General features: G+C 63.4%; 18 protein-coding genes. 8 read left to right on the top strand and 10 right to left on the bottom strand.

Features of this window, described 5'->3' with window-relative positions:
- Positions 1-5 precede the first annotated feature (5 nt).
- The 6 genes from CLU88_RS02010 to fghA all read left to right on the top strand — a co-directional run bounded on the left by CLU88_RS02010 (position 6) and on the right by fghA (position 5,177).
- Positions 6-710: a succinate dehydrogenase iron-sulfur subunit gene (locus CLU88_RS02010; RefSeq protein ID WP_099655163.1), complete on the top strand. Its 705-nt coding sequence runs from the start codon at positions 6-8 to the stop codon at positions 708-710.
- Positions 711-729: 19 nt separating this feature from the next.
- Positions 730-1,050 (top strand): succinate dehydrogenase assembly factor 2, encoded by a 321-nt coding sequence (locus tag CLU88_RS02005; RefSeq protein WP_099655162.1) that lies wholly within the window; start codon positions 730-732, stop codon positions 1,048-1,050.
- Between the two features lie 56 nt (positions 1,051-1,106).
- Positions 1,107-2,417, top strand: coding sequence for a citrate synthase (locus CLU88_RS02000; protein WP_099655161.1), 1,311 nt, complete (start codon positions 1,107-1,109; stop codon positions 2,415-2,417).
- 249 nt (positions 2,418-2,666) lie between these two features.
- Complete coding sequence (locus CLU88_RS01995; protein ID WP_099655160.1) at positions 2,667-2,933, top strand: metal/formaldehyde-sensitive transcriptional repressor; 267 nt, start codon at positions 2,667-2,669, stop codon at positions 2,931-2,933.
- A gap of 150 nt (positions 2,934-3,083) precedes the next feature.
- Positions 3,084-4,199 carry an S-(hydroxymethyl)glutathione dehydrogenase/class III alcohol dehydrogenase gene (locus CLU88_RS01990; protein WP_099655159.1) on the top strand — a complete coding sequence of 372 codons (1,116 nt, stop codon included), beginning with the start codon at positions 3,084-3,086 and terminating at the stop codon, positions 4,197-4,199.
- A gap of 114 nt (positions 4,200-4,313) precedes the next feature.
- Positions 4,314-5,177, top strand: a complete 864-nt coding sequence (fghA, locus tag CLU88_RS01985) for an S-formylglutathione hydrolase (RefSeq protein WP_099655158.1) — start codon at positions 4,314-4,316, stop codon at positions 5,175-5,177.
- A gap of 89 nt (positions 5,178-5,266) precedes the next feature.
- Here fghA and CLU88_RS01980 read toward each other — a convergent pair whose 3' ends face one another.
- Entirely contained in the window at positions 5,267-7,195 is a 1,929-nt protein-coding gene (locus CLU88_RS01980) for a PhoX family phosphatase (protein WP_099655157.1), read from the bottom strand.
- A gap of 599 nt (positions 7,196-7,794) precedes the next feature.
- Here CLU88_RS01980 and CLU88_RS01975 point away from each other — a divergent pair.
- Both CLU88_RS01975 and CLU88_RS01970 read left to right on the top strand, forming a co-directional pair.
- Positions 7,795-9,603: a phosphoethanolamine transferase gene (locus CLU88_RS01975; protein ID WP_099658576.1), complete on the top strand. Its 1,809-nt coding sequence runs from the start codon at positions 7,795-7,797 to the stop codon at positions 9,601-9,603.
- Between the two features lie 109 nt (positions 9,604-9,712).
- The gene (locus CLU88_RS01970; protein ID WP_099655156.1) at positions 9,713-10,183 is read left to right on the top strand and encodes a hypothetical protein; all 471 of its coding nucleotides are present in this window, start codon (positions 9,713-9,715) and stop codon (positions 10,181-10,183) included.
- Positions 10,184-10,369: 186 nt separating this feature from the next.
- Here the strand turns inward: CLU88_RS01970 and CLU88_RS01965 are convergent, their stop codons facing one another.
- The 9 genes from CLU88_RS01965 to CLU88_RS01925 form a co-directional block, all read right to left on the bottom strand.
- Positions 10,370-11,839 carry an NAD-dependent succinate-semialdehyde dehydrogenase gene (locus CLU88_RS01965; protein WP_099658575.1) on the bottom strand — a complete coding sequence of 490 codons (1,470 nt, stop codon included), beginning with the start codon at positions 11,837-11,839 and terminating at the stop codon, positions 10,370-10,372.
- 98 nt (positions 11,840-11,937) lie between these two features.
- The gene (locus CLU88_RS01960) at positions 11,938-13,026 is read right to left on the bottom strand and encodes a tartrate dehydrogenase (RefSeq protein ID WP_099655155.1); all 1,089 of its coding nucleotides are present in this window, start codon (positions 13,024-13,026) and stop codon (positions 11,938-11,940) included.
- Between the two features lie 32 nt (positions 13,027-13,058).
- Positions 13,059-14,705, bottom strand: coding sequence for an ABC transporter ATP-binding protein (locus tag CLU88_RS01955; protein WP_099655154.1), 1,647 nt, complete (start codon positions 14,703-14,705; stop codon positions 13,059-13,061).
- A 10-nt stretch (positions 14,706-14,715) separates the two neighbouring features.
- Positions 14,716-15,591 carry an ABC transporter permease gene (locus CLU88_RS01950; protein ID WP_099655153.1) on the bottom strand — a complete coding sequence of 292 codons (876 nt, stop codon included), beginning with the start codon at positions 15,589-15,591 and terminating at the stop codon, positions 14,716-14,718.
- Positions 15,592-15,671: 80 nt separating this feature from the next.
- A complete protein-coding gene (locus CLU88_RS01945; protein WP_099655152.1) occupies positions 15,672-16,628 on the bottom strand; it encodes an ABC transporter permease in 957 nt (318 codons plus the stop codon).
- A 37-nt stretch (positions 16,629-16,665) separates the two neighbouring features.
- Positions 16,666-18,285 (bottom strand): ABC transporter substrate-binding protein, encoded by a 1,620-nt coding sequence (locus CLU88_RS01940; RefSeq protein WP_099655151.1) that lies wholly within the window; start codon positions 18,283-18,285, stop codon positions 16,666-16,668.
- Between the two features lie 91 nt (positions 18,286-18,376).
- On the bottom strand, positions 18,377-19,678 hold the full coding sequence (locus CLU88_RS01935) for an FAD-binding oxidoreductase (protein ID WP_099655150.1): 1,302 nt from the start codon (positions 19,676-19,678) through the stop codon (positions 18,377-18,379).
- A 50-nt stretch (positions 19,679-19,728) separates the two neighbouring features.
- Positions 19,729-20,394, bottom strand: coding sequence for a haloacid dehalogenase type II (locus tag CLU88_RS01930; RefSeq protein WP_099655149.1), 666 nt, complete (start codon positions 20,392-20,394; stop codon positions 19,729-19,731).
- 210 nt (positions 20,395-20,604) lie between these two features.
- A complete protein-coding gene (locus CLU88_RS01925) occupies positions 20,605-22,086 on the bottom strand; it encodes an aldehyde dehydrogenase (protein WP_099655148.1) in 1,482 nt (493 codons plus the stop codon).
- Positions 22,087-22,330 lie beyond the last annotated feature (244 nt).

Below are 22,330 nucleotides of genomic sequence, written 5' to 3'. Positions count from 1 at the left end.
GAATCATGAAGCGCACATTCCAAATCTATCGCTACGATCCGGACAAGGACGCCAAGCCCTACATGCAAACCATCGAGATCGAACTCGACGGCCACGAACGCATGCTGCTGGATGCCCTGGTCAAGCTCAAGGAGCAAGACCCCACGATGTCGTTCCGCCGCTCCTGCCGCGAAGGTGTTTGCGGCTCCGACGCCATGAACATCAACGGCAAGAACGGCTTGGCTTGCTTGACGAACATGAACACCCTCAAGGGCACGATTGTTCTGAAGCCCCTGCCCGGCCTGCCAGTGATCCGCGACCTGATCGTGGACATGACGCAGTTCTTCAAGCAGTACAACTCGATCAAGCCTTACCTGATCAATGACAGCCTGACGGCACCCGACCGCGAGCGCCTGCAAAGCCCTGAAGAGCGCGAAGAGCTCAATGGACTGTACGAGTGCATTCTGTGCGCCAGCTGTTCCACCAGCTGCCCCAGCTTCTGGTGGAACCCCGACAAGTTCGTGGGCCCAGCAGGCCTGCTGCAAGCCTATCGCTTCATTGCCGACAGCCGCGACGAAGCCACGGGCCAGCGCCTGGACAACCTGGAAGACCCCTACCGTCTGTTCCGTTGCCACACCATCATGAATTGCGTGGACGTTTGCCCCAAGGGACTGAACCCCACCAAGGCGATTGGCAAGATCAAGGAACTGATGGTGCGCCGCGCTGTCTGATCTTTTCAGAGCACACACCATGAGCGACACCGTCATCACTGCGCCCACCGCTGCCTCCGAGCGGCTGAGCGAACGCGAACTGAGCAAGCTGCACTGGCGCTGCCGGCGCGGTTTGCTGGAGAACGATCTGTTCATTCAGCAGTTCTTCAAACGCTTTGAGCCCGAGCTGACACAGCGGCACGCGCAAGGGCTGACGGCGCTCATGGAGCTGGCGGACAACGATCTGCTGGACTTGGTGCTCTGCCGACGCGAACCAGACGAGACACTGGCCAGCGCAGAAGTGAACGAAGTACTCAGCATGCTGCGCTCCAGCGGCGGCACCCCTGCCCTGCGGGCCTGACAAACGCAGGGCGCCCCTAGACCGGATTGACATCGGCAAACCTAAGGAAAGTAACAATGAAGCTAGCTGACAACAAAGCCACCCTGTCGTTCAGTAACGGCAGCCCCAGCGTGGACCTGCCGGTCTATCAGGGCAACATCGGTCCGGACGTCATCGACATCCGTAAGCTGTATGCGCAAACGGGCATGTTCACCTATGACCCGGGCTTCCTGTCCACAGCCGCCACGCAATCCGCCATCACGTACATCGACGGCGACAAGGGCGAACTGCTGTACCGCGGCTACCCCATTGAGCAGTTGGCCGTGAATTGCGACTTTCTGGAAACTTGCCACCTGCTGCTGTACGGAAACCTGCCCAACGAAGCCCAGAAGAAGGACTTCACCAGCCGCGTGACCAACCACACCATGGTCAACGAGCAAATGCAGTTTTTCCTGCGTGGCTTCCGCCGTGACGCGCACCCCATGGCTGTGTTGACCGGCCTGGTGGGCGGTCTGTCGGCCTTCTACCACGACAGCACCGACATCAACAACCCAGAGCACCGCGAAATCGCTGCGATCCGCCTGATCGCCAAGATGCCCACGCTGGTGTCCATGGCGTACAAGTACAGCGTCGGCCAGCCTTACATCTACCCTCGCAACGACCTGAGCTACGCTGGCAACTTCATGCGCATGATGTTTGCCACGCCTTGCGAAGAGTACAAGGTCAACCCCGTGCTCGAACGCGCACTGGACCGCATCTTCATCCTGCACGCTGACCACGAGCAAAACGCATCGACCTCCACCGTGCGCCTGTGCGGCTCGTCGGGCACCAACCCCTTCGCCGCCATCGCTGCGGGCGTGGCCTGCCTGTGGGGCCCTGCCCACGGTGGCGCCAACGAAGCCTGCCTGAACATGCTGGAAGACATCCAGCGCAACGGTGGCGTGGCCAAGGTCGGTGAGTTCATGGAGAAGGTCAAGGACAAGAACTCCGGCGTGAAGCTGATGGGTTTTGGCCACCGCGTCTACAAGAACTACGACCCCCGCGCCAAGCTGATGCAGGAAACCTGCAACGAAGTACTGCAGGAACTGGGCCTGGAAAACGACCCCCTGTTCAAGCTGGCCAAGCAACTCGAAAAGATCGCCCTGGAAGACGATTACTTCGTCTCGCGCAAGCTGTACCCCAACGTGGACTTCTACTCGGGCATCGTGCAACGCGCCATCGGCATCCCCGTCTCGCTGTTCACCGCCATCTTCGCGCTGGCCCGCACCGTGGGCTGGATTGCCCAACTGAACGAAATGATCGGCGACCCCGAGTACAAGATCGGCCGCCCACGCCAGCTGTTCACCGGCTCCGAGCGCCGCGACGTGCAGCCTATCGGCAAGCGCTGATCGGAACATCCCCTGCGCGGCCCCGCCCGCAGGCAGCACACAAAGCCCACAGGCCCAGCCTGTGGGCTTTTTTGCTTTGTGGACGGACAGCGCATGCAACCTGCGCATAGCGTGCATCCGAGTCGCATGACAGGCAATACTCCCCCCTAGTAGCCTATTTTTTAAACCCCTAGCGCTTACCAGCATTGCGCTAGCGTTTTATACTACCCTCCAGTACAACGTCAGCAGGGCTTTACAGCCCCGCCCCACATGCCCCATTCCGCAGAAGACAAGCAGCGCGCCATCACCCGCCTGCGCCGCATCAAAGGCCAGGCCGAAGCGCTGGAGCGCGCCGTGGAGGCGGGCAGCGATTGCGCGCCCATCCTGCAGCAACTGGCCGCCATGCGCGGTGCGGTGCACGGTCTGATGGCCGACCTGCTCGACGGGCACGTGCGCGAGGTGCTGTCTGAAAAGCCTGCCCCCTCCCAGCCAGCGGTGGACGAAACCCTCGCCCTGCTGCGGTCGTATTTGAAATGACCCCTGCACATCGCCTCGGGTGCGGGGAGTCCCTCACTCCGCGTCACGACATTGACCCGCGCCAGGGGTGAAGCACCGCAGTAGGCAGGCCCAGCTACCCGATCAACACCCTTTTTATTTCCACCCTATCTTTTGCCAAGGAGCCACCCCATGAAATCCCGCGCCGCCGTAGCCTTCAAAGCCGGAGAACCCCTGCAGATCGTCGAAATCGATGTGGCCCCCCCTAAAAAGGGCGAGGTGCTCATCAAGATCACCGACACCGGTGTGTGCCATACCGACGCCTTCACACTGAGCGGTGACGACCCCGAGGGCCTGTTCCCCGTGGTGCTGGGCCATGAAGGCGCAGGCATCGTGGTGGAAGTGGGCGAAGGCGTGACCAGCGTGAAGCCGGGCGACCACGTCATCCCGCTGTACACCGCCGAATGCGGCGAATGCCTGTTCTGCAAGAGCGGCAAGACCAACCTGTGCGTCGCCGTGCGCGCCACACAGGGCAAGGGCGTGATGCCCGACGGCACCACGCGCTTCAGCTACAACGGCCAGCCCATCTACCACTACATGGGCTGCAGCACCTTCAGCGAATACACCGTGGTGGCCGAGGTGTCGCTCGCCAAGGTCAACCCCAAGGCCAACCCCGAGCAGGTCTGCCTGCTGGGCTGCGGCGTGACCACCGGCCTGGGCGCCGTGAAGAACACCGCCAAGGTGCAAGAGGGCGACACCGTGGCCGTGTTCGGCCTGGGCGGCATTGGTCTGGCAGTCATTCAAGGCGCCAAACTGGCCAAGGCGGGCCGCATCATCGCCGTGGACACCAACCCCTCCAAGTTCGACCTGGCACGCACCTTCGGCGCTACCGACTGCGTGAACCCGAAAGACTTCGACAAGCCGATCCAGCAGGTCATCGTCGAGATGACGACCTGGGGCGTGGACCACAGCTTTGAGTGCATTGGCAACGTGAACGTGATGCGCGCCGCACTGGAATGCGCACACCGTGGCTGGGGCCAGAGCGTGATCATCGGCGTGGCCGGTGCGGGCCAAGAGATCAGCACCCGCCCCTTCCAGCTCGTCACTGGCCGCAAGTGGCTGGGCACCGCGTTTGGTGGCGTCAAGGGCCGCAGCGAGCTGCCCGGCATGGTCGAAGACGCCATGGCAGGCAAGATCCAGCTCGAGCCCTTTGTGACCCACACCATGGGCCTCAAGGACATCAACGAAGCCTTCGACCTGATGCACGAAGGCAAGTCGATCCGGTCCGTGGTCAAGTACGCGGCCTGACATCCACTATCAAAACAGAAGCGCCTTGCGCTTGTTTGGCGGCACTTGAGAAACAAAACTTCTCAAAACCCTCTTAAAACAAGCGCGACCAGCTATCACTTTGTGAGCACACTCATGTCCACATCCATCGAACTGCTCAGCAGCCACGCCAGTTTTGGCGGAGAGCAGCGCTTTTACCAGCATGCGTCCAGCACCATCGGCCTGCCGATGAAGTTTGCGGTGTACCTGCCCCCCCAGGCCAGCCAAGGCCCCGTGCCCGCCGTGCTGTACCTGGCCGGGCTGACCTGCACCGAAGAAACTTTCATCATCAAGGCCGGTGCCCAACGCCGCGCCGCAGAGCTGGGCCTGGCCTTGATCGCCCCGGACACCAGCCCGCGCGGGGCCAACGTGCCGGGCGAGGCCGACAGCTGGGACTTTGGCGTGGGCGCGGGCTTTTACCTGGACGCCACGGCCGCCCCCTGGGCCACCCACTGGCGCATGGAGAGCTACCTGATGGACGAGCTGCTGCCCCTGTGCACAGCGGCCTTGCCCATCGACGCCCAGCGCCTGGGCATCTTCGGCCACTCGATGGGGGGGCACGGTGCGCTCACGCTGGCCTTGCGCCATCCGGGCCGCTTCCAGTCACTGTCCGCCTTCGCGCCCATCTGCGCGCCCACCCGCTGCCCCTGGGGCGAGAAGGCCTTCACGGGCTACCTGGGTGCAGACCGCACCAGCTGGGGCGAGCACGACGCCACTGTGCTGATGGAAAACCAGCCCATGGCGCCCTATGCCGGCGGTATCCTCGTCGACCAGGGGCTGGCAGACAAGTTTCTGGCCGAGCAACTCCACCCCCACCTGTTTGAAGCCGCCTGCGCGCACATCGGCCAGCCGCTCACGCTGCGCCGCCACGCGGGCTACGACCACGGCTACTACTTCATCCAGACCTTCATGGACGACCACCTGCTGCACCACGCGCGGGGTTTGGGCATTGCTGCCTGATCGACATCGCCGCAAGACCTTGTCATGAAAAAGGGCTGCCCCCTACAGGGCAGCCCTTTTTTCTTGCGCAATCAACCAGTGGCGCAGGCTCAGGTGCCGATCACACCGCCATCGGCCTTGCGCACCACCACCGTGGCAGAGCGTGGGCGGCCATTGGCCTTCTTCTCCGGCCAGTTCGACACGGCACGGGGGTTCTTGGGGTCGCTGATCTCGTCGGCAGGCTCACCAGGATGCTGGATGTTGAGGAACATGGTGCGCCCATCCGGCGTGGCCGTGAGGCCCGTGATTTCGCAACCCGAGGGGCCAACCAGAAAGCGCCGCACTTCGCCCGTGTGCACATCGGCGGCCAGCATCATGTTGTTGCCAAAGTTCTTCAAGTCGCCCTTGCCCATGGCCGAGGTGGACATGTCGCACTGGATCCAGAGCACGCCACGACCGTCCACCCACAGGCCATCGGGGCAAGAGAACATATCGCCCTTGATGTTGCCCTTGGCCTCTGCGCGCGCCAGCGATGGGTCGCCCGCCATGACGAAATGGTTCCAGGCAAAGGTCTGGCCGCTGAAGTCACCATCTTCCTTCCAGCGGATGATGTTGCCCTGGGTGTTGTTGACACGGGGGTTGGCGGCATCCACACCCGGCTGGTTGGCGGCGCCACGGTTGCTGTTGTTGGTCAGCGTGGTGTAGACCCAGCCCTGCTTGTCCACGGCAATCCACTCGGGGCGGTCCATCTTGGTGGCGCCCAGCAGGTCGCTGGCCTGGCGGGCCTTGATCAGCACCTCGCCCTGGTCGGCAAAGCCATTGGCAGCCGTCAGTGGGCCCTGGCCGTGGGTCAGCGCAATCCAGCGGCCCTTGCCATCGGCATTGAACTGGGCCACGTACAGCGTGCCGTGGTCCAGCAGCGTGGCATTGGCGGCAGCGCCACCGGGCTTGATGGCATCGCGGCTCACAAACTTGTAGATGTACTCAAAGCGCGAGTCCTCGCCCATGTACACCACCGCGCGGTTGTCGCGCGTGACGGCCACGGTGGCGCCTTCGTGCGCGGCCCGGCCCATGGCGGTGCGCTTGATGGGGGTGGAGCTGGGGTTGTTGGGGTCGATCTCCACAATCCAGCCAAAGCGGTTGGGTTCGTTGGGGTTCTTGGTGGCGTCAAAGCGCGCATCGAACTCGTGCCAACGGTAGCCCGCGCCGCCCTTCTTCAGGCCCCAGCGCTTTTCGTGGGCGCTCAGCGTGTCGCCACCGCTGAAGTAGTTGATGAAGTTCTCTTCCGAGGTCAGGTAAGTGCCCCAGGGCGTGATGCCGCTGGCGCAGTTGTTGAAGGTACCCAGCACCTTGGTGCCTTGCGGGTCGGCAGCGGTCTTCAGCAGGGCATGGCCAGCGGCAGGGCCGCTGAGCTGCATGGGCGTGTTGGCCGTGATGCGGCGCGCCCAGGGCGATGGCTTGACCACTTCCCACTTGCCATTGGTTTCCTGCACCTCGCACACCGACACGCCATGGGCCGCTTGCGACTTGCGCACTTTCTCCAGGCTCCAGTTCGCCGTGCCGTCGGGGAACAGCAGGCCATGGTCCACATACTCGTGGTTCATCACCAGCAGCCCGGTCTTCGAGCCCTCTTGCGCAAAGTAGTGCATGCCATCGTGGTGCATGCCAAACTGGGTTTCCTGGTGTGCAGTGGTGTTGCTGCCGTCGTCCTTGAAGGCCGTCGTCTCGCCCGACATGCCCACTGGGTCGCCCCAGGGCGCAATCACCTGCACGGTGTAGCCCTCGGGCACCGTCACCGTGTCTGCGGTAGAAATGGCCACGCTCTTGAAGCCCAGGGCCGCGCCCGCTGCGCCGCCCGCCGTAGCGCAGCCTGCCAGCGCAGCAACACCACCGACGGCCCCCAAGGGTGCCAAAAAGCTGCCGGCCAAGGCCCCCAGGCCACCGCGCAACAGGGTACGCCGCGCTGGGTCGGACACGTCATGGATGCTGGGGTTAGAAGACGTGTTGCTGTCTTCCATCAGGGAAAAGTCTTTTGCCATCGTGCTGTTCTCGGTTGTAACTGCGCTGCCAGGGATGGCAGAGCTGCGCCGCATTTGTAGATTTTTCGTGTGACGGCACGGTGACAGCTCCCGGCACCAGCGCCATGGCGGCGCCCTCCACGCAGGTGCTCAGGCCTCAAAAAAGCGGACTTTGACGAGCACCCCAGCCAACGAAGCACCAGCACGGACTAAAAGGTCATCAGGCGAATGGCCTCAGCGCACGAATTCGGTGGCCCGAAGGCCCCCAAAAAGCCCAGTACTTGCGAGGGGGGCACAGAAGCCCCCGTGCGCACTGTGGCGAAGCGGCGGATCACCCCAGATCGCCAAGGCCCAAGGTGCGGCGCTTCACGTAAAGCGTTCTTGCGTATGCGGGTATCCAGGCATGCCAAGAATCTTTACATTTTGATAAATTCAGACACAAAACAAGGGAACGGATCGACTCACCTGTTGGCGGCCGCGCCACGGCGAACCCACGGAAACACCTCCGACCAAGCTCCGCAAATGGATTTAGGGCCCATTCCCGCAGGCTTCCCCATCGCAGCCAAAGCAAGTCAAGCACCTTAATGTTGCTTTAAGTGACACGCAAAACAATGCCCGTCATGCCCCTGATCCTGCAACGGCTGCTGCCCTACGCCCCTCGTTTTAGTTTTCTGCGCCCCCCCCAAGAGGCTTCACAACAGGCATTGCACCCGGGTTGGGTCGTGCTGTGGATCAGTGTGTGGATGTCTGCGGTGTGCAACGTGCCCCTGTGGCGCGAATTGGCGAATCTGCCTGGGCACGGCAGCTTGCGCTCCTGGGCTTTCATGCTGGCTTTCATGGTGCTGGTCACGGCGGGCAATGCTGCGCTGCTCAGCCTGCTGGCCTGGCGCTGGACGCTCAAGCCCGCAGCGGCCCTGCTGGTGCTGATGGCCGCCTTTGGCGCCTATTTCATGCTGGCCTACGGTATTGCCATTGACGCCAGCATGCTCACCAACGTGCTGCAAACCGATGTGAAAGAAGCGGGCGACCTGCTGAACTGGCGCCTGCCACTGACCGTAGGCGCCTTGGCCCTGCCACCGCTGGTGTGGCTGGCCCGCCAACCCGTGCGCGCCATGCCCCCTTTGCGCCAGGTGCTGCACAACGCAGTCCTGCTGCTGGCCGCCGTGCTGGTGGCGGTGTGCAGCGTGCTGGTGGTGTTCCAGGACTTTGCCTCCACCATGCGCAACCACACCCAGTTGCGTTACCTGATGAATCCGCTCAACAGCGTGTACGCGCTTGGCAACATTGCCACCCGTCCGCTGCGCATGGACACCCGCACCATCCTGCCCCTGGGCCGCGATGCTCGCCTGGGCGCCAGCTATGCCCAACAAGACAAGCCACCGCTGCTGGTACTGGTGCTGGGCGAAACCGGGCGCGCGGGCAACTTCGCCATTAACGGCTACGCCCGCCCCACCACCCCCCACCTGTCGGCACGCAACGACTTGGTCAACGCCCCCAACGCATGGTCGTGCGGCACCAGCACGGCGGCTTCGGTGCCCTGCATGTTTTCGCACCTGGGGCGCAGCGGCTACGAATCGCGCAGCGCCAACTTTGAAGGCCTGATGGATGTGCTGCAACACGCAGGTCTGGCCGTGCTGTGGGTAGACAACCAATCGGGCTGCAAGGGCACCTGCGACCGCATCCCCAACGCAGACACCTCGGCCCAAAAAGACCCCGAACTGTGCCCCACCGGCAGCGACTGCCTGGACAGCATCATGCTCAAAGACCTGGACCAGCGCCTGGCCGCCTTGCCCGCTGACCAACGCCAGCGCGGTACGGTGGTGGTGCTGCACCAGATGGGCAGCCACGGCCCCGCATACTCCAAACGCTCAGCCCCCGAGCGCAAGCCCTTCCAGCCCGAATGCAACTCCACCGCGCTGCAAGAGTGCGGACAGCAAGCCGTCATCAATGCCTACGACAACAGCATCGTGGAAACCGACCACTTTCTGAATTCTGTATTGAATTGGCTTGCAGGACATGAAAATAAAGCGCAACCAGCTATGATTTATGTAGCAGACCACGGTGAATCGCTGGGCGAGAACAACATCTACCTGCACGGCCTGCCCTACTCCATCGCCCCAGACGTGCAAAAGCACGTCCCCTGGATCACCTGGCTCTCACCCGCCATGCAGTCCCGCAACGGCACCAGCACCCCTTGCCTGCAAAAAGAACTGGCAGAGCAACGCATCACGCACGACAACTACTTCCACTCGGTGCTGGGGCTGATGGACGTGCAGACCGGCGCGTATAAGCCTGAGCTGGACATGTTTGCGGGCTGCAAGAAGAACGCAACGCTGGCCAGCGTACCGAGGCAAGGGCTCTGCACCGCCTCGCAGTTAACAAGCTGGCTGACTCGCCAAAATGAACGCATCACCACAGTCAAAGTCTGACCAAGGAGGTGCCTATACTGAAACACCTTCAGCCCAATGCTGTGTCTGGTGTGCACGTCCTCGACTCTGGGATTCCTAGCTCGCCCGCAGCACTTGAGAACCAGAATCCATGGAAGACGCTCTCTCCGCTCTCGTCGCACTGATCATCTGGCGCATCCTTGTCTGCACAGTTGGGTCAATAGCTCTTGCGTTTGCTCTTTCCAATGCAATCCCATCGTTTACTGCGGAGTACGGCATCGCACTGGTGATCCTTGGAACCGTATGCGGCCTCTACTGGCAAAGCCGAACTGAAGCCAAATCGACTGCCTCAGAAAGCGTTGAGGATTCAGAAATTTCTCAGCCTGTCGCCTTCCTGGGGCTTGCGTTTATCGGGCTCATCGTTGGCGGAGCGTTCGCAGAATTGTTCAGCTCCAAACTCTGTGGCGCAGTCTCACTCGCCGTCGGAGCTACTTCGGTAGCAGCTTGGTACCACTACGCAAAGCACCAGCCCGTCAACCGTGAGGCATTTGCTTTTGCGCTGGCCTCTTTGCTGGTCGGATTTTGGGTTCTGCTGTTGCTATCTCTGTGGGGAGCACCATGACTTTCATAGTGCACCCGCTGCAACCGCGTCGACCGGCGGAGTGAAGCCTTGCCCCCGCCAATCGCCATCCGCTGCGACGACGCGTAGTTGGTAGCACGTAAGTTCTTTGCTGCTGCTCAGCAACGCAGCAGCCACCCGCCAAAAAGAAGGGACCACCAAGGTCCCTGCTTTCTCCGCACCGATGTCTCAGTCCAGCAGCCCCTGACAAACATACTTGGTGTGCAGGTAATCGTCGAGCCCATGGGTCGAGCCCTCGCGGCCGTAGCCGGACTCCTTCACCCCCCCAAACGGCGCAGCCTCCGCCGCAATCGCCCCTTCGTTGATACCGACGATGCCCGTCTCCAGGGCTTCGGCCACCCGCCAGATGCGCCTGACGTTCTGGCTGTAGAAGTACCCCGCCAGCCCAAACGGTGTGTCATTGGCCTGGGCCACCACCTCGGCCTCGTCGTCAAACACCGTGAGCGGCGCCACCGGCCCAAAGGTCTCCTCACACGCACAGGCCATGCTGGCATCCGCTCCGCTGAGCACCGTGGGGGCGTAGTAGTTGGGCCCCAGGTGCGCCAGGCGTTGCCCCCCTGTGAGCACTTTGGCCCCCTTGGCGACGGCGTCGTTGACATGCCGCTCGATCTTCTCCACCGCCCGGTCATTGATCATGGGGCCGATCTGCGAAGCCGGATCGCTGGCCGGGCCGACCTTGAGGGCAGCCACCTTGGCCGCCAGCTTGGCGGCAAAGGTGTCAAACACGCTGCGGTGCACAAACACCCGGTTCGGGCAGACACAGGTCTGGCCACCGTTTCGGAACTTGGCCGCCATCAGGCCGTCCACGGCCGCATCCAGGTCGGCATCGTCAAACACGATGAAAGGTGCATTGCCCCCCAGCTCCAGAGACAGCTTCTTGAGCGTGTCGGCACTGCGCCGGGCCAGGTGCTTGCCCACAGGAGTAGAGCCGGTGAAGGTGATCTTGCGCACCCGGCTATCGTCCAGCCACACATCCACCACCGCAGGGGTGTTCTGGCGTGAGGCGGTAACGATGTTGAGCACACCCGCAGGCACGCCTGCCTCATGGGCCAACTGCACCAAAGCCAAAGACGTCAGCGGCGTGTCCTCGGCAGGCTTGCACACCACCGTGCACCCTGCTGCCAGGGCCGGGGCGATCTTGCGGGCGATCATGGCGGCGGGGAAGTTCCAGGGGGTGATGGCAGCGACCACGCCCACAGGCTCCTTCAAAGCAAACATGCGCCGACCGGGCACCGGGGCCGGAATGACCTCGCCATTCATGCGCGTGGCTTCTTCACCAAACCACTCGATGTAGCTGGCGGCATAGGCCACCTCGCCCTTGCCTTCGGCCAAAGGCTTACCTTGCTCCAGCGAAATCAACGCACCCAGATCATCCTGGTGGGCCAGCACCAGATCGTTCCAGCGCTTGATGATGGCTGCGCGCTGCTTGGCGGGGACTTTGCGCCAGGTGGGAAAGGCAGCATGGGCGGCATTCAGGGCGGCCAGGGCTTCAGGCGCACCGGAGTCGGGCACGGAGGTGATGACGGCGCCGGTGGCGGGGTTGGTGACATCCAGGCGGGGGCCAGTGAAGGCAGTCCACTGGCCGGCGATGAAGTTGGCGCTGCGGATCAGGTCGGTGCGCGTGAAGGCCAGGGGCAGAGACGGGGAAGGAGTGGCGGACATGGGTTTGAGTGAAATGGGGCTCTGGCGCTTATCTAATAAGCGCTAGCAGCTATTGTTTTAGGAGCAAAAATCTATCAACCTTGGGCAATCAAAGCCGCAATGGCCTCACCGACCTGCGTCGTGTTGGCCGTGCCCCCCAGGTCCGGCGTGCGCGGCCCACCCTTGAGCGTCTCTTCAATCGCACCCACGATCGCATCGTGCGCCTGGCGCCCCGCACCCTGGCCCTGCGTGAGGAAGTCCAGCATCAGCGCCCCCGACCAGATCATCGCAATCGGGTTGGCAATGTTCTTGCCGTAGATGTCGGGCGCGGAGCCGTGCACGGGCTCGAACAGGCTGGGGAAATTGCGTTCGGGGTTGAGGTTGGCCGAAGGGGCCAGGCCGATGGTGCCGGTGGTGGCCGGGCCCAGGTCACTGAGGATGTCACCGAACAGGTTGGTGGCGGCCACCACGTCAAAGCGCCCGGGCTGCAGCACAAAGCGGGCGGTGAGGATGTCGATGTGCTGCTTGTCCAGGGTGATCTCGGGGTAGTCCTTGGCGACGTCGTCCGCCCTCTTATCCCACCAGGGCATGCTGATGGCGATGCCGTTGCTCTTGGTGGCCAGGGTGACGTGCTTTTTGGGGCGGCTTTGGGCCAGGTCGAAGGCGAACTTCAAGAGGCGGTTGGCGCCGTGGCGGGAGTAGACCGATTCCTGGATGACGATTTCGCGGTCGGTGCCTTCGTACATGATGCCGCCAAGCGATGTGTACTCGCCCTCGGTGTTCTCGCGCACCACGTAGTAGTCGATGTCTCCGGGCTTGCGGCCTGCCAGGGGGCAAGGCACGCCTTCAAACAAACGCACGGGGCGCAGGTTGATGTACTGGTCGAACTCGCGGCGGAACTTGAGCAGAGACCCCCACAGCGAGACATGGTCGGGCACGGTGGCGGGCCAGCCGACGGCGCCAAAGAAGATGGCGTCCATGCCTGACAGTTGTGCCTTCCAGTCGTCAGGCATCATTTTTCCGTGCTGGGCGTAGTAGTCGCAGCTGGCCCACTCGAAGGTGTGCAGTTGCAGCTCAAAGCCAAAGCGGGCGGCGGCGGCCTGGATGGCGCGCAGGCCTTCGGGCATCACTTCTTTGCCGATGCCGTCTCCGGGCAATACGGCGATGCGGAATGCGGGAATCATGGAGTGCTCCTCTTTGAAGACCTGTGAACGGATCAGGCAGCCATTGCCAGTGCAGGCGCGGCAGCCAGGCGCTGCGGGTCACGCTCTTCCAGCCAGCCCTGGCGCAGCTCGGGCACCGAGGCGGCCAGCAGCTCGTAGTACGGGTGGTGCGGGCCCTTGTCAAAGTCGGCACGCGCCACCTGGTCGAGCTTGCGGCCATGCTGCATAACGATGATTTCATCGCACACCGCACGCACCGTGTGCAGATCGTGGCTGATGAAGAGGTAGGACACGCCCAGCTCGCGGCGCAGGTCGGCCATCAAATCCAGTACGGCAGCGCCCACCACCGTGTCCAGGGCCGACGTGACTTCGTCGCACAGAATCAAATCGGGCTCGGCCGCCAGGGCACGCGCCAGGTTCACCCGCTGCTTTTGCCCGCCCGAGAGCCCGCCCGGCAGGCGTTGGGCCACGCTGTGTGGCAAGCGCACCAGGTCCAGCAGCTCATGGATACGGCGCTGCAAAGCGGGCCCCTGCAGGCCTTTGTAGAACTGCAGTGGGCGCGCCAGGATGCGCTCGATGGTCTGTGAGGGGTTGAGCGCCGTGTCGGCCATCTGGAACACGATCTGGATCTGCCGCAGCTCTTCCTTGCTGCGCTGCCCCAGGTCAGGTTTGAGCTCGCGGTTGTTGAACAGCATGGAGCCCTTGCATGGCGCGATCAGCCCCGCAATCGCCCGCGCCAGCGTGGTCTTGCCCGAGCCCGATTCGCCAATCACCCCAATGGCCTGGCCCCGGTACAGCTTGAAGTTGATGTCTTCCAAAATGAGCGTGGCGGGCTGGCCCTTGGCGTCCACAGCGCCGTAGCCTGCAGACAGCTCGCGCACATCGAGCAGCAGCTCGCCCTCGCCTTTGCAATGCTCTGTGGCACGCGGCGCGGGGCGGGCAGCGGCCAGCAGGCTCTTGGTGTAGTCGTGCGCGGGCTCGGCCAGGATGCGGGCGGTGGTGTTCACCTCCTGCGTCTTGCCGCCGCGCAGCACCAGAATGTGGTCGGCCATCTGCGCCACTACGGCCAGGTCGTGGCTCACATACACCGCCGTGGCCTGCCGCTCGCGCACCACGCGCCGAAAGGCGCGCAGCACCTCGATCTGCGTGGTCACGTCCAGCGCGGTGGTGGGCTCGTCCAGGATCACCACATCGGGATCGGTGATGAGCGCCATGGCCGCCATCAGCCGCTGCAATTGCCCACCCGATACCTGGTGCGGGTAGCGCTGGCCAATGGTGTCGGGGTTGGGCAAGGCCAGCTCGCGGAACAGCTCCACGGCCTTGCGCTCGGCCTCTTGCCGCGTCATCGTGCCGTGGATGCCCGCAGGCTCCACCACCTGGTCCATGATGGTGCGCGAGGGGTTGAACGACGCCGCTGCACTCTGCGCGATGTACGACACGGTGCGCCCGCGCATGGCCCGCTGCCCTGCGGGCGAGAGCTTCAGCACATCGGTATCGCCAATGCGCACGCTGCCCCCTGAGATAGCGCAGCCGCGCCGCGCATAGCCCATCAAGGCCAGGGCCGTGGTGGTCTTGCCCGAGCCCGACTCTCCAATCAGTGCCAGCACCTCGCCGGGCTGGATGGCAAAGCTCAAATGATCGACCAGGGTCTGGTCGCCTGCGGTGATGTGCAGGCCTTCGACGATGACGGAAGCACCCATTCTTAGCTCCTTAGCGTTCGCGGGCTGCACGGCCCGGCAGGTTGTCGATCACCAGATTGACGGCAATCGTCAGGCTGGCAATGGCCAGCGCGGGGGCAATCACCGAAGCGCCTGCGTCAGACAGCGAGCCGATGTTCTCGCGCACCAGAGAGCCCCAGTCAGCCTCGGGGGGCTGAATGCCCAGGCCCAGAAAGCTCAGGCTGGCCAGCAGCAGCACCACGTACACAAAGCGCAGCCCCAGGTCGGCCAGCATGGGGCCAATGATGTTGGGCAGTATCTCGCGCAGCATGATGTAGAGCTTGCCTTCACCGCGTGTGCGGGCCACCGTCACGTAGTCCAGCGCATTGATGTTGACGGCCAGCGAGCGGGCAATGCGAAAGGCCCCAGGCACGTAGATGAGCGCGGCCGTAAACACCAGCATGCCCACCGAAGACCCAAAGCCTGCCACCAGCACGAGCGCAAACATCTTGCTGGGGATGGAGGTCAGGGTGTCGAGCAAGCGGCTGAGCACTGCATCCAGCACCGGCCCGCTGGACGCGGCCAGCAGCGCCAGCACCGTGCCCGTGCCACTGGCCAACATCGTGGCCACCAGCGCCAGGCCCACGGTGTAGCGGGCACCCTGCACCACGCGCACCAGCATGTCGCGCCCCAGGTAGTCGGTGCCCAGCCAATGGGTTGCGTCGATGGGGGCATAGACCACAGACGCCTGCAAGTCCACCAGCGACCTGGGCAGCAGCGCGGGCCCCACCAGCGCCGTGGCGAGCCAGAACACCAGAATGGCCAGCCCGACCAACCCGGAAAAGCCAAAGCCTGCCAGCCAACGCCCCACCCCGCTGCGGCGTGAAGCGGGGGCAGCCTGGGTGGGCAAAGAAGGAAGTGTGTCCATCAAAAGGTCCCCGTTGTTTCAACTGTATTGCGCGGCATGTGCCGGTGTTTCTGTGTGCGCATAGTTCGCTCCTGGGCTCATCAGCGGTGGCGCAAACGGGGGTTGGCCACAATGCCACACACATCGGCCAGCGTGACCAGCAGCAGGTAGCCCGTGCAGAAAATCATGGCGCAGGTTTGCACCAGCGGCATGTCGCGCTGGGTGACGCCATCCACCATCAGCTTGGCAATGCCGGGGTAGTTGAAGATGGTTTCGATCACGATCACCCCGCCCAACAGATACGACAGCGACAGCGCCACGGCATTGGCAATCGGCCCCACCGCGTTGGGCAGTGCGTGGGCCAGCACCATGCGCATGGGCGATGCACCCTTGAGCCGCACCATCTCGATGTAGGGGGCCTCCAGCTGGTCGATCACTGCGGCACGGGTCATGCGCATCATCTGCGCAACGATCACACAGCACAGGCTGAGCACCGGCATGGCAAACGCGCGCAGCATCTGGCCCAGCGATTCAATGTCGCTCACGTAAGACAGCGCAGGCAGCCAGCGCAGCTGCACCGCAAACACCAGCACCGCCAGCGTGGCCACCAGAAACTCGGGCACCGAGACCACGGCCACCGACAGGCTCGACGCGATGCGGTCCAGCCACGAACCGCGCCACACCGCCGAGGCAATGCCAAACACCAGGGCGATGGGCACGGAGAACAGCGCCGTCACTGCGGCCAACAGCAACGAGTTGGGCAGGCGGCTGCCCACCAGTTCGGCCACCGGCATCTGCGTGGTTACGGACTGCCCCAGGTCACCGCGCACCACGCCCCCCAGCCACTTCAGGTAGCGCTCGGGGGCGGGCACATTCAGCCCCATCTGGGTGCGCAAGGCAGCCAAGGCTTCAGGGGTCGCATCTTGGCCCAGCTGTTCCTGAGCAGCGTCGCCGGGCAGCACGGCGGTGATCGAAAAAACGATCACCGACACCGCCAGCAGCGACAGCAGCGCAATGAGCAGGCGCTTGGCCAGCAGCGAGAGAATCACGCGGTTCATGCAAAGCCTTCCATTGCAGTGTGCCGGGGCCCGCGCGTCAGGCGTCCAGCCAGACGTGCTCGGCGAACGAGTAGCCCATCAGGCCGCCCAGAGGAATGGGCGACAAACCCTTGAGCTTGGTCGAATGCCCGTCGATGCTGGCCAGGAACAGCGGGATGCCGATGCCTGCCTCGTTGTGGATCATCGTCTGCATGTCGGCATACATCTGCTTGCGCTTGGGCAAATCGGTCTCGGCACGCGATGCCAGCAGCAACTGGTCGAACTGTGCACTCTTCCAGCGCGATTCGTTCCAGGCCGCATCGGACTTGAAGAACTGCGTGAGGATGGTATCGGCGCTGGGGCGCGGGTTGACGTTGCCAAAGCCCACAGGGCTGTTGAGCCAGTGGTTGGACCAGTAGCCGTCGGCAGGCATGCGCTTGACGTCGATGTCGAGCCCGATGCGCTGGCCTGCTTGCTGCAGCAGCAGTGCAATCTCCACCGAATACATGGCCGCTGGCGAGACCACCATGGGAATCTTGCCCGTGACGCCGGACTTTTGCAGGTGGAACTTGGCCTTGTCCAGGTCAAAGCTGCGTTGTGGCAGGTCCTTGAAGTGAAAGCGGTTGGTTGGGTCGATGGGCTGGTCGTTGCCCAGCACGGCGTAATCCAGCGCAATGGTCTTTTTCATCTGTTCGCGGTCGAACAGGTACTTCATGGCCTGGGCGAAATCGGGGCTCATGCCGGGGCCCATGTCCTTGCGCATGATGAGGTCAGAGTACTGGCCCGACTGCGTGGTGAAGATGGCGTAGCCGGGCGTGCTCTTGACGCGGGCCACCGAGCGGGGATTGACCGAGGCGACCAGGTCCATGCCACCAGACAGCAGCGCATTCACACGGGCAGTCTCATCCCCGATGCCGACGAATTCAATCTCGTCCAGGTAAGGTTTGCCGGGCTTCCAGTAGGCTTCATTGCGCACCATCAATGAACGCACGCCGGGCTTGAACTCCTTGAGTTTATAAGGGCCCGTGCCAATGCCTGCATTGAAGTCGGTGGTGCCGTCCTTGACGATGCAAAAGTGGAAGGTACCCAGGATCACGGGCAGGTCGGCATTGGGGGCGGACAACACCATGGTGACCTCATTGGGGCCACTGGCGCGCACCGTCTCGATCTGGTCGGCCAGCACCTTGGCCTTGGAGGCCGTGGCAGGGTCTTTGTGCCGCAGGATGGAGAACACCACGTCGGCCGGTGACAAGGCTTTGCCGTCGTGAAACACCACGCCCTTGCGCAGGGTGAACACCCAGGTCTTGGCATCTTGCGTGGTGAACGATTCAGCCAACGCTGGCTGGGGAGTGAGCGATCCATCCAGCGAAGTCAACCCGTTGTAGATCATGCTGCCGCGCGAGTAGTCGGTCTGGTTGGACTGCTTGGCAGGGTCCAGCGTGTCGGTGGCGGCTGCCGTGGCCCCGGCCACGCGAATGCGCCCGCCGCGCTTGGGCGTCTGCGCATGGGCCGAGGTGGCCAAACTTGCCAGGCCACCCGCTGCGCCCACCTGCATACCGCAGGCCATGAGCATGGTGAGCACATCGCGGCGGGACGCACCGCGTTTGAGCGATTCCATCACTCGCATGCTCTCGCTGGGACCGACAAGGTTCTCGAACTGTTTGTGGCTATCGCTCATGGTCGCTCTCCTGGTTGAAAAGGGGTGGGGGTCAGGGTTGTGGTTATTGAAAAATCACGCGGGGCAAATACGGTTGTCAGCGAATGCGGCATCACGCCAGACGGTCTTTGAGCCTGAAGTACAGGCCCACAGCAGGCAAAAACCAAGGGGGGCCAAAGTGGCCCGGAATGGCGGGCCAGTGGCGCCCCTGCCAGGGGTTGGCTGCCGCATTGCCTGCCATCACTTCGGCCATGCGCTCGCCCATGTGCACCGACATCTGCGTTCCGTGGCCGCTGTAGCCCATCGAATAAAACAGGCCATCGCGCTCACCCGCTTGCGGCAAGCGGTCCTGGGTCATGTCCACCAGACCACCCCAGCAATAATCGAGCCGCACGGGGCCCAGTTGCGGGAAGGTCTCGGCCAAGCCTGCGCGCAGGATCTCGCCGCTGGCGGCGTCTGACTGCGGGCTGGAGATGGCAAAGCGTGCACGCCCGCCAAACACCAGCCGGTGGTCCGCAGTGAGGCGGAAGTAATGGTGGATATTGGCAATGGTGGTGTAGGTGCGGCGCTCGCGCAGCAAGGCCTGGGCACGCTCCGCCCCCAAAGGCTCTGTGACCACGATGAAACTGCCAATGGGCACGATGCGCCGGCGCAGCCAGCCAAAGCTTCCGTAGCTGCCATGGCGCGACGCACCCGTGGCCAGCAGCACCTGCTGGGCCGTGACCACGCCTTGCGCCGTGTGCAAGCGGTGCACCTGCCCTTGCACGCGCTCCAGCCGGTTGACACAGGTGTTGGTGCAAATGGTGGCGCCTTGGCGCTCGGCCGCCTGGGCCAGCCCATGGGCAAAACGGCCCATGTGCATCTGCGCGCTGCGCTTGTACAGCAGGCCACCGTGAAAACGCTCGCTTTGCACCTCGGCGCGCACACGCTCAGCGTTCAGCACTTCCACATCGGTGTCCACACCGTCCGCCACCAGGCGTTCCACACTGCGTTGCAGTGCGTCCATCTGGTAGGGGCGCGTGGCCAGCTTGAGCTTGCCGTGGCGCAGAAAGTCGCAATCGATGGACTCCTGCTGCACCAGGCGCGCCACGGTGTTCACCGCATCGTCGTAAGCGTGGTACCAGGCGCGGGCCTTCTCCACCCCCACCTTGGCAGCGACATCGGCGTAGTCCACCGCCAGGCCATTGTTGACATGCCCGCCATTGCGGCCCGACGCCTCGGGCGCTACGGTGGGACCAGCCTCCAGCACCACCACACGGGCGCCCTTGCGGGCCAGGGCCAGTGCGGCAGACAGGCCGGTAAAGCCACCGCCCACAATGGCCACATCGACCTTGTCAGGCAGGCTGCGTGCGCCTCCCGTAGAGCCTGCTGGCCACAGGGGCAAGGCATCATTCCAGTACGAGTCGAGCTTCATGGTGTGGGCAGGTCAGCGATACAAAGAAGGGTGCTGGGCCATTGCGGGCGTCAGAGGCCCACCACACCGGGCAGGCCGCCAATGTCCTGGATCTCGGTGTAGCCGTAGGCCGGGTTACCCGGGCCGTGGCCACGGTTCACAAACACCTTGTTCTTGATGCCGATGTCGTCAGCCGACATGAGGTCGTAGCGCAGGCTGGAGGACACGTGCAGCACATCTTCCGGGTTGCAACCCAGCGAGTCGAGCATGTACTCAAAGGCCTTGAGGCGCGGCTTGTAGGCCTGGGCCTGCTGCGCGGTGTACACCCGGTGGAATGGGGCCCCCAGCATGGCCACGTTCTTCTGGATCTGGTCGTCTGCCGCGTTGGACAGGATCACCAGCGGGATCTCCTTGGCCACCTTGGCCAGGCCTGCAGGCACGTCCGCGTGTGGGTCCCAGGTGGGCACAGCGTCGTAGTACTTTTGGCCGTCTGCATCGAAGTACTGGATCTTCCATTTCTTGCAAAGACGGCGCACGGCGTTCTTCAGCACCACCTCATAGGGCTGCCAGTCGCCCAGCACTTCGTCAAACCGATAGGCCGTGAAGTCGGCAATGAACTGCTCCATGTGCTGCGCAGGAATGCGGTCTGCAAACAACTCACGTGTCATCTCACCCATGCGAAAGCGGGTGAGCGTTCCGTAGCAGTCAAAAGTCACGTACTTGGGGCGAAAAGTCATGGTCTCGATTCCAGTTTGAACGGTCACCGACCGCAGCGGGTCGCATCCCTTAATTACCGTTTGCGACAGAGTTATTACAAATTCATTGGAGCATGCAAGGGCGCAGAACATGTTGGGAAATGGGCCCTGTCCACGCCAGAAAGTTGCGCTTTGAGTGGGGGGCTGCGGCATGCCGTGCGGTGTGCACTGCATGCGTGCAGACCCGCACCATTAGTGCGCTGCAGCAAAGTCGATGAGCACGCTTTTGAAGCGCAAATTGGCCTCGACCGCCTGGCGCCCCAGGTCTTTGCCAATGCCCGACTGGTGGTAGCCCCCGGTAGGGATGACGAAGTCGGCGCTGCGCCCGTAGCGGTTGATCCACACCGTGCCCGCAGAGATGTCCCGCATGGCCCGCAGGGCCCTGCCGATGTCTGCGGTGTGCACCCCGGCGGCCAGGCCATAGTGCTCGTGCGCGGCCAGGGCTAGGCCCTCTTCTTCGGTGTCGAAGGTCTGCACCGTAAGCACCGGGCCAAAGATCTCCTCTTGCACCGCAGGGTTGGAGGCCGTCACACCCTCCATCAATGTGGGCTGGAAGTACGCACCGCCCGGCCCACCATCAAACAGACCACCACCGCAGCGCACTTGCGCGCCTGCATCGCGTGCGCGCTCCACAATGTCCAGGATGCGCGCTGCCTGGAGCGCAGAGATGATGGGGGGCAACGTGGCATCGGCATCCCAGGTAGCCCCAGGGCGCAATGCAGCAAACCTGGCCGCAATGCGATCCACCAAGGCCTCTGCAATGCCGCGCTGCACGATCAGGCGCGAGCCCGCCACGCACACCTGCCCGGCATTGCCAGTGATGGCCCCGGCAATGATCCCCGCCAGGCGGTCCAGGTCCGGGGCATCGTCAAACACCAGTTGCGGGCTCTTGCCACCCAGCTCCAGCGTCACAGGCTTGGGGCCTTGCAGCGCGCAGCTGGCCATGATGGCCGCGCCCGTACGCGTAGAGCCAGTGAACGTCATCTTGGCAATGAGCGGGTGGCGCGTGAGTGCATCGCCCGTGGTGCGCCCATCGCCCTGCACCACGTTGAACAAGCCTGCAGGCACACCGGCCTGCACCGCCAACTCAGCCAGACGCACAGCGGAAAATGGCGTCATCTCTGAAGGCTTGAGCACCACCGCATTGCCTGCGGCCAGCGCGGCGCCCACCTTCCAGGACATCATCACCAGCGGAAAATTCCAAGGCGTGATGGCACCCACCACGCCATAGGGCTCGGCCACCACCATCCCCAGGTGGTCGTGCCGCGTGGCAGCCACATCGCCGCCCAGCTTGTCGGCGTACTCGGCAAAAAAGCGCAACCCCTCCGCCGTAAAAGGCACATCCCAAGCCGTGGCGTCACGCACCGGGCGGGTAGAGCACACGGCCTCCAACGGTGCCAAAAGGGCCACATCGGCGTCGATCAGATCAGCCCAGCGGCGCAACACGCGGGCACGGTCACGCGGCGCTCGGCGCGCCCAGTCGCTGCTGCGCCAGGCCTGCCAGGCGTTTTGCACCGCTGCATCCACAGTGCTGGCATCAGCCAGTGGCAAGTCGGCATGCATTTGCCCATCAGAGGGGCGCAGCACACCAAGGCGTGGGGTGTCTTGCACCAGGCGGCCACCAATGAAGTGGCCGCTACTGACAGCGATGGAGCGGGGATCAAATAACGACATACGGGCACTCAAAATGAGAAGGCAAAGAAAGCGAAATAGCGGGGAAGGCAACCACAAGGCCAGGTGCAAAAAGAGCTGCAGCAACGCACCCCTCAGCCCTAGCCAAATCCGTCATTGATGCTAGGCAGTAAGCCCCAGCATTTGTCGCCGTAAGCGCCCCTGCTGCCGCAGCGAATTGCAAAAGCCACAGGCCGGACAGACGAAGCTTGCAAGTTGCTGGCAAACCCTTATTCGCGCTGGTGTG

The sequence above is a fragment of the Acidovorax sp. 56 genome, assembly GCF_002749705.1.
GTDB lineage: Bacteria > Pseudomonadota > Gammaproteobacteria > Burkholderiales > Burkholderiaceae_C > Acidovorax.
This window is presented reverse-complemented; position numbering and strand designations above follow the sequence as displayed.

Excerpts from the sequence above, each read along its gene's own strand:
- CLU88_RS01990 (WP_099655159.1), top strand. The coding sequence starts at position 3,084 with ATGAAATCCCGCGCCGCCGTAGCCTTCAAAGCCGGAGAACCCCTGCAG.
- CLU88_RS01940 (WP_099655151.1), bottom strand. The coding sequence starts at position 18,285 with ATGAGCGATAGCCACAAACAGTTCGAGAACCTTGTCGGTCCCAGCGAG.
- CLU88_RS02005 (WP_099655162.1), top strand. The coding sequence starts at position 730 with ATGAGCGACACCGTCATCACTGCGCCCACCGCTGCCTCCGAGCGGCTG.
- CLU88_RS01960 (WP_099655155.1), bottom strand. The coding sequence starts at position 13,026 with ATGATTCCCGCATTCCGCATCGCCGTATTGCCCGGAGACGGCATCGGC.
- CLU88_RS01945 (WP_099655152.1), bottom strand. The coding sequence starts at position 16,628 with ATGAACCGCGTGATTCTCTCGCTGCTGGCCAAGCGCCTGCTCATTGCG.
- CLU88_RS01950 (WP_099655153.1), bottom strand. The coding sequence starts at position 15,591 with ATGGACACACTTCCTTCTTTGCCCACCCAGGCTGCCCCCGCTTCACGC.
- CLU88_RS01930 (WP_099655149.1), bottom strand. The coding sequence starts at position 20,394 with ATGACTTTTCGCCCCAAGTACGTGACTTTTGACTGCTACGGAACGCTC.
- CLU88_RS01925 (WP_099655148.1), bottom strand. The coding sequence starts at position 22,086 with ATGTCGTTATTTGATCCCCGCTCCATCGCTGTCAGTAGCGGCCACTTC.
- CLU88_RS01975 (WP_099658576.1), top strand. The coding sequence starts at position 7,795 with ATGCCCCTGATCCTGCAACGGCTGCTGCCCTACGCCCCTCGTTTTAGT.
- CLU88_RS01995 (WP_099655160.1), top strand. The coding sequence starts at position 2,667 with ATGCCCCATTCCGCAGAAGACAAGCAGCGCGCCATCACCCGCCTGCGC.
- fghA (WP_099655158.1), top strand. The coding sequence starts at position 4,314 with ATGTCCACATCCATCGAACTGCTCAGCAGCCACGCCAGTTTTGGCGGA.
- CLU88_RS01935 (WP_099655150.1), bottom strand. The coding sequence starts at position 19,678 with ATGAAGCTCGACTCGTACTGGAATGATGCCTTGCCCCTGTGGCCAGCA.
- CLU88_RS01955 (WP_099655154.1), bottom strand. The coding sequence starts at position 14,705 with ATGGGTGCTTCCGTCATCGTCGAAGGCCTGCACATCACCGCAGGCGAC.
- CLU88_RS02010 (WP_099655163.1), top strand. The coding sequence starts at position 6 with ATGAAGCGCACATTCCAAATCTATCGCTACGATCCGGACAAGGACGCC.
- CLU88_RS01980 (WP_099655157.1), bottom strand. The coding sequence starts at position 7,195 with ATGGCAAAAGACTTTTCCCTGATGGAAGACAGCAACACGTCTTCTAAC.
- CLU88_RS02000 (WP_099655161.1), top strand. The coding sequence starts at position 1,107 with ATGAAGCTAGCTGACAACAAAGCCACCCTGTCGTTCAGTAACGGCAGC.
- CLU88_RS01970 (WP_099655156.1), top strand. The coding sequence starts at position 9,713 with ATGGAAGACGCTCTCTCCGCTCTCGTCGCACTGATCATCTGGCGCATC.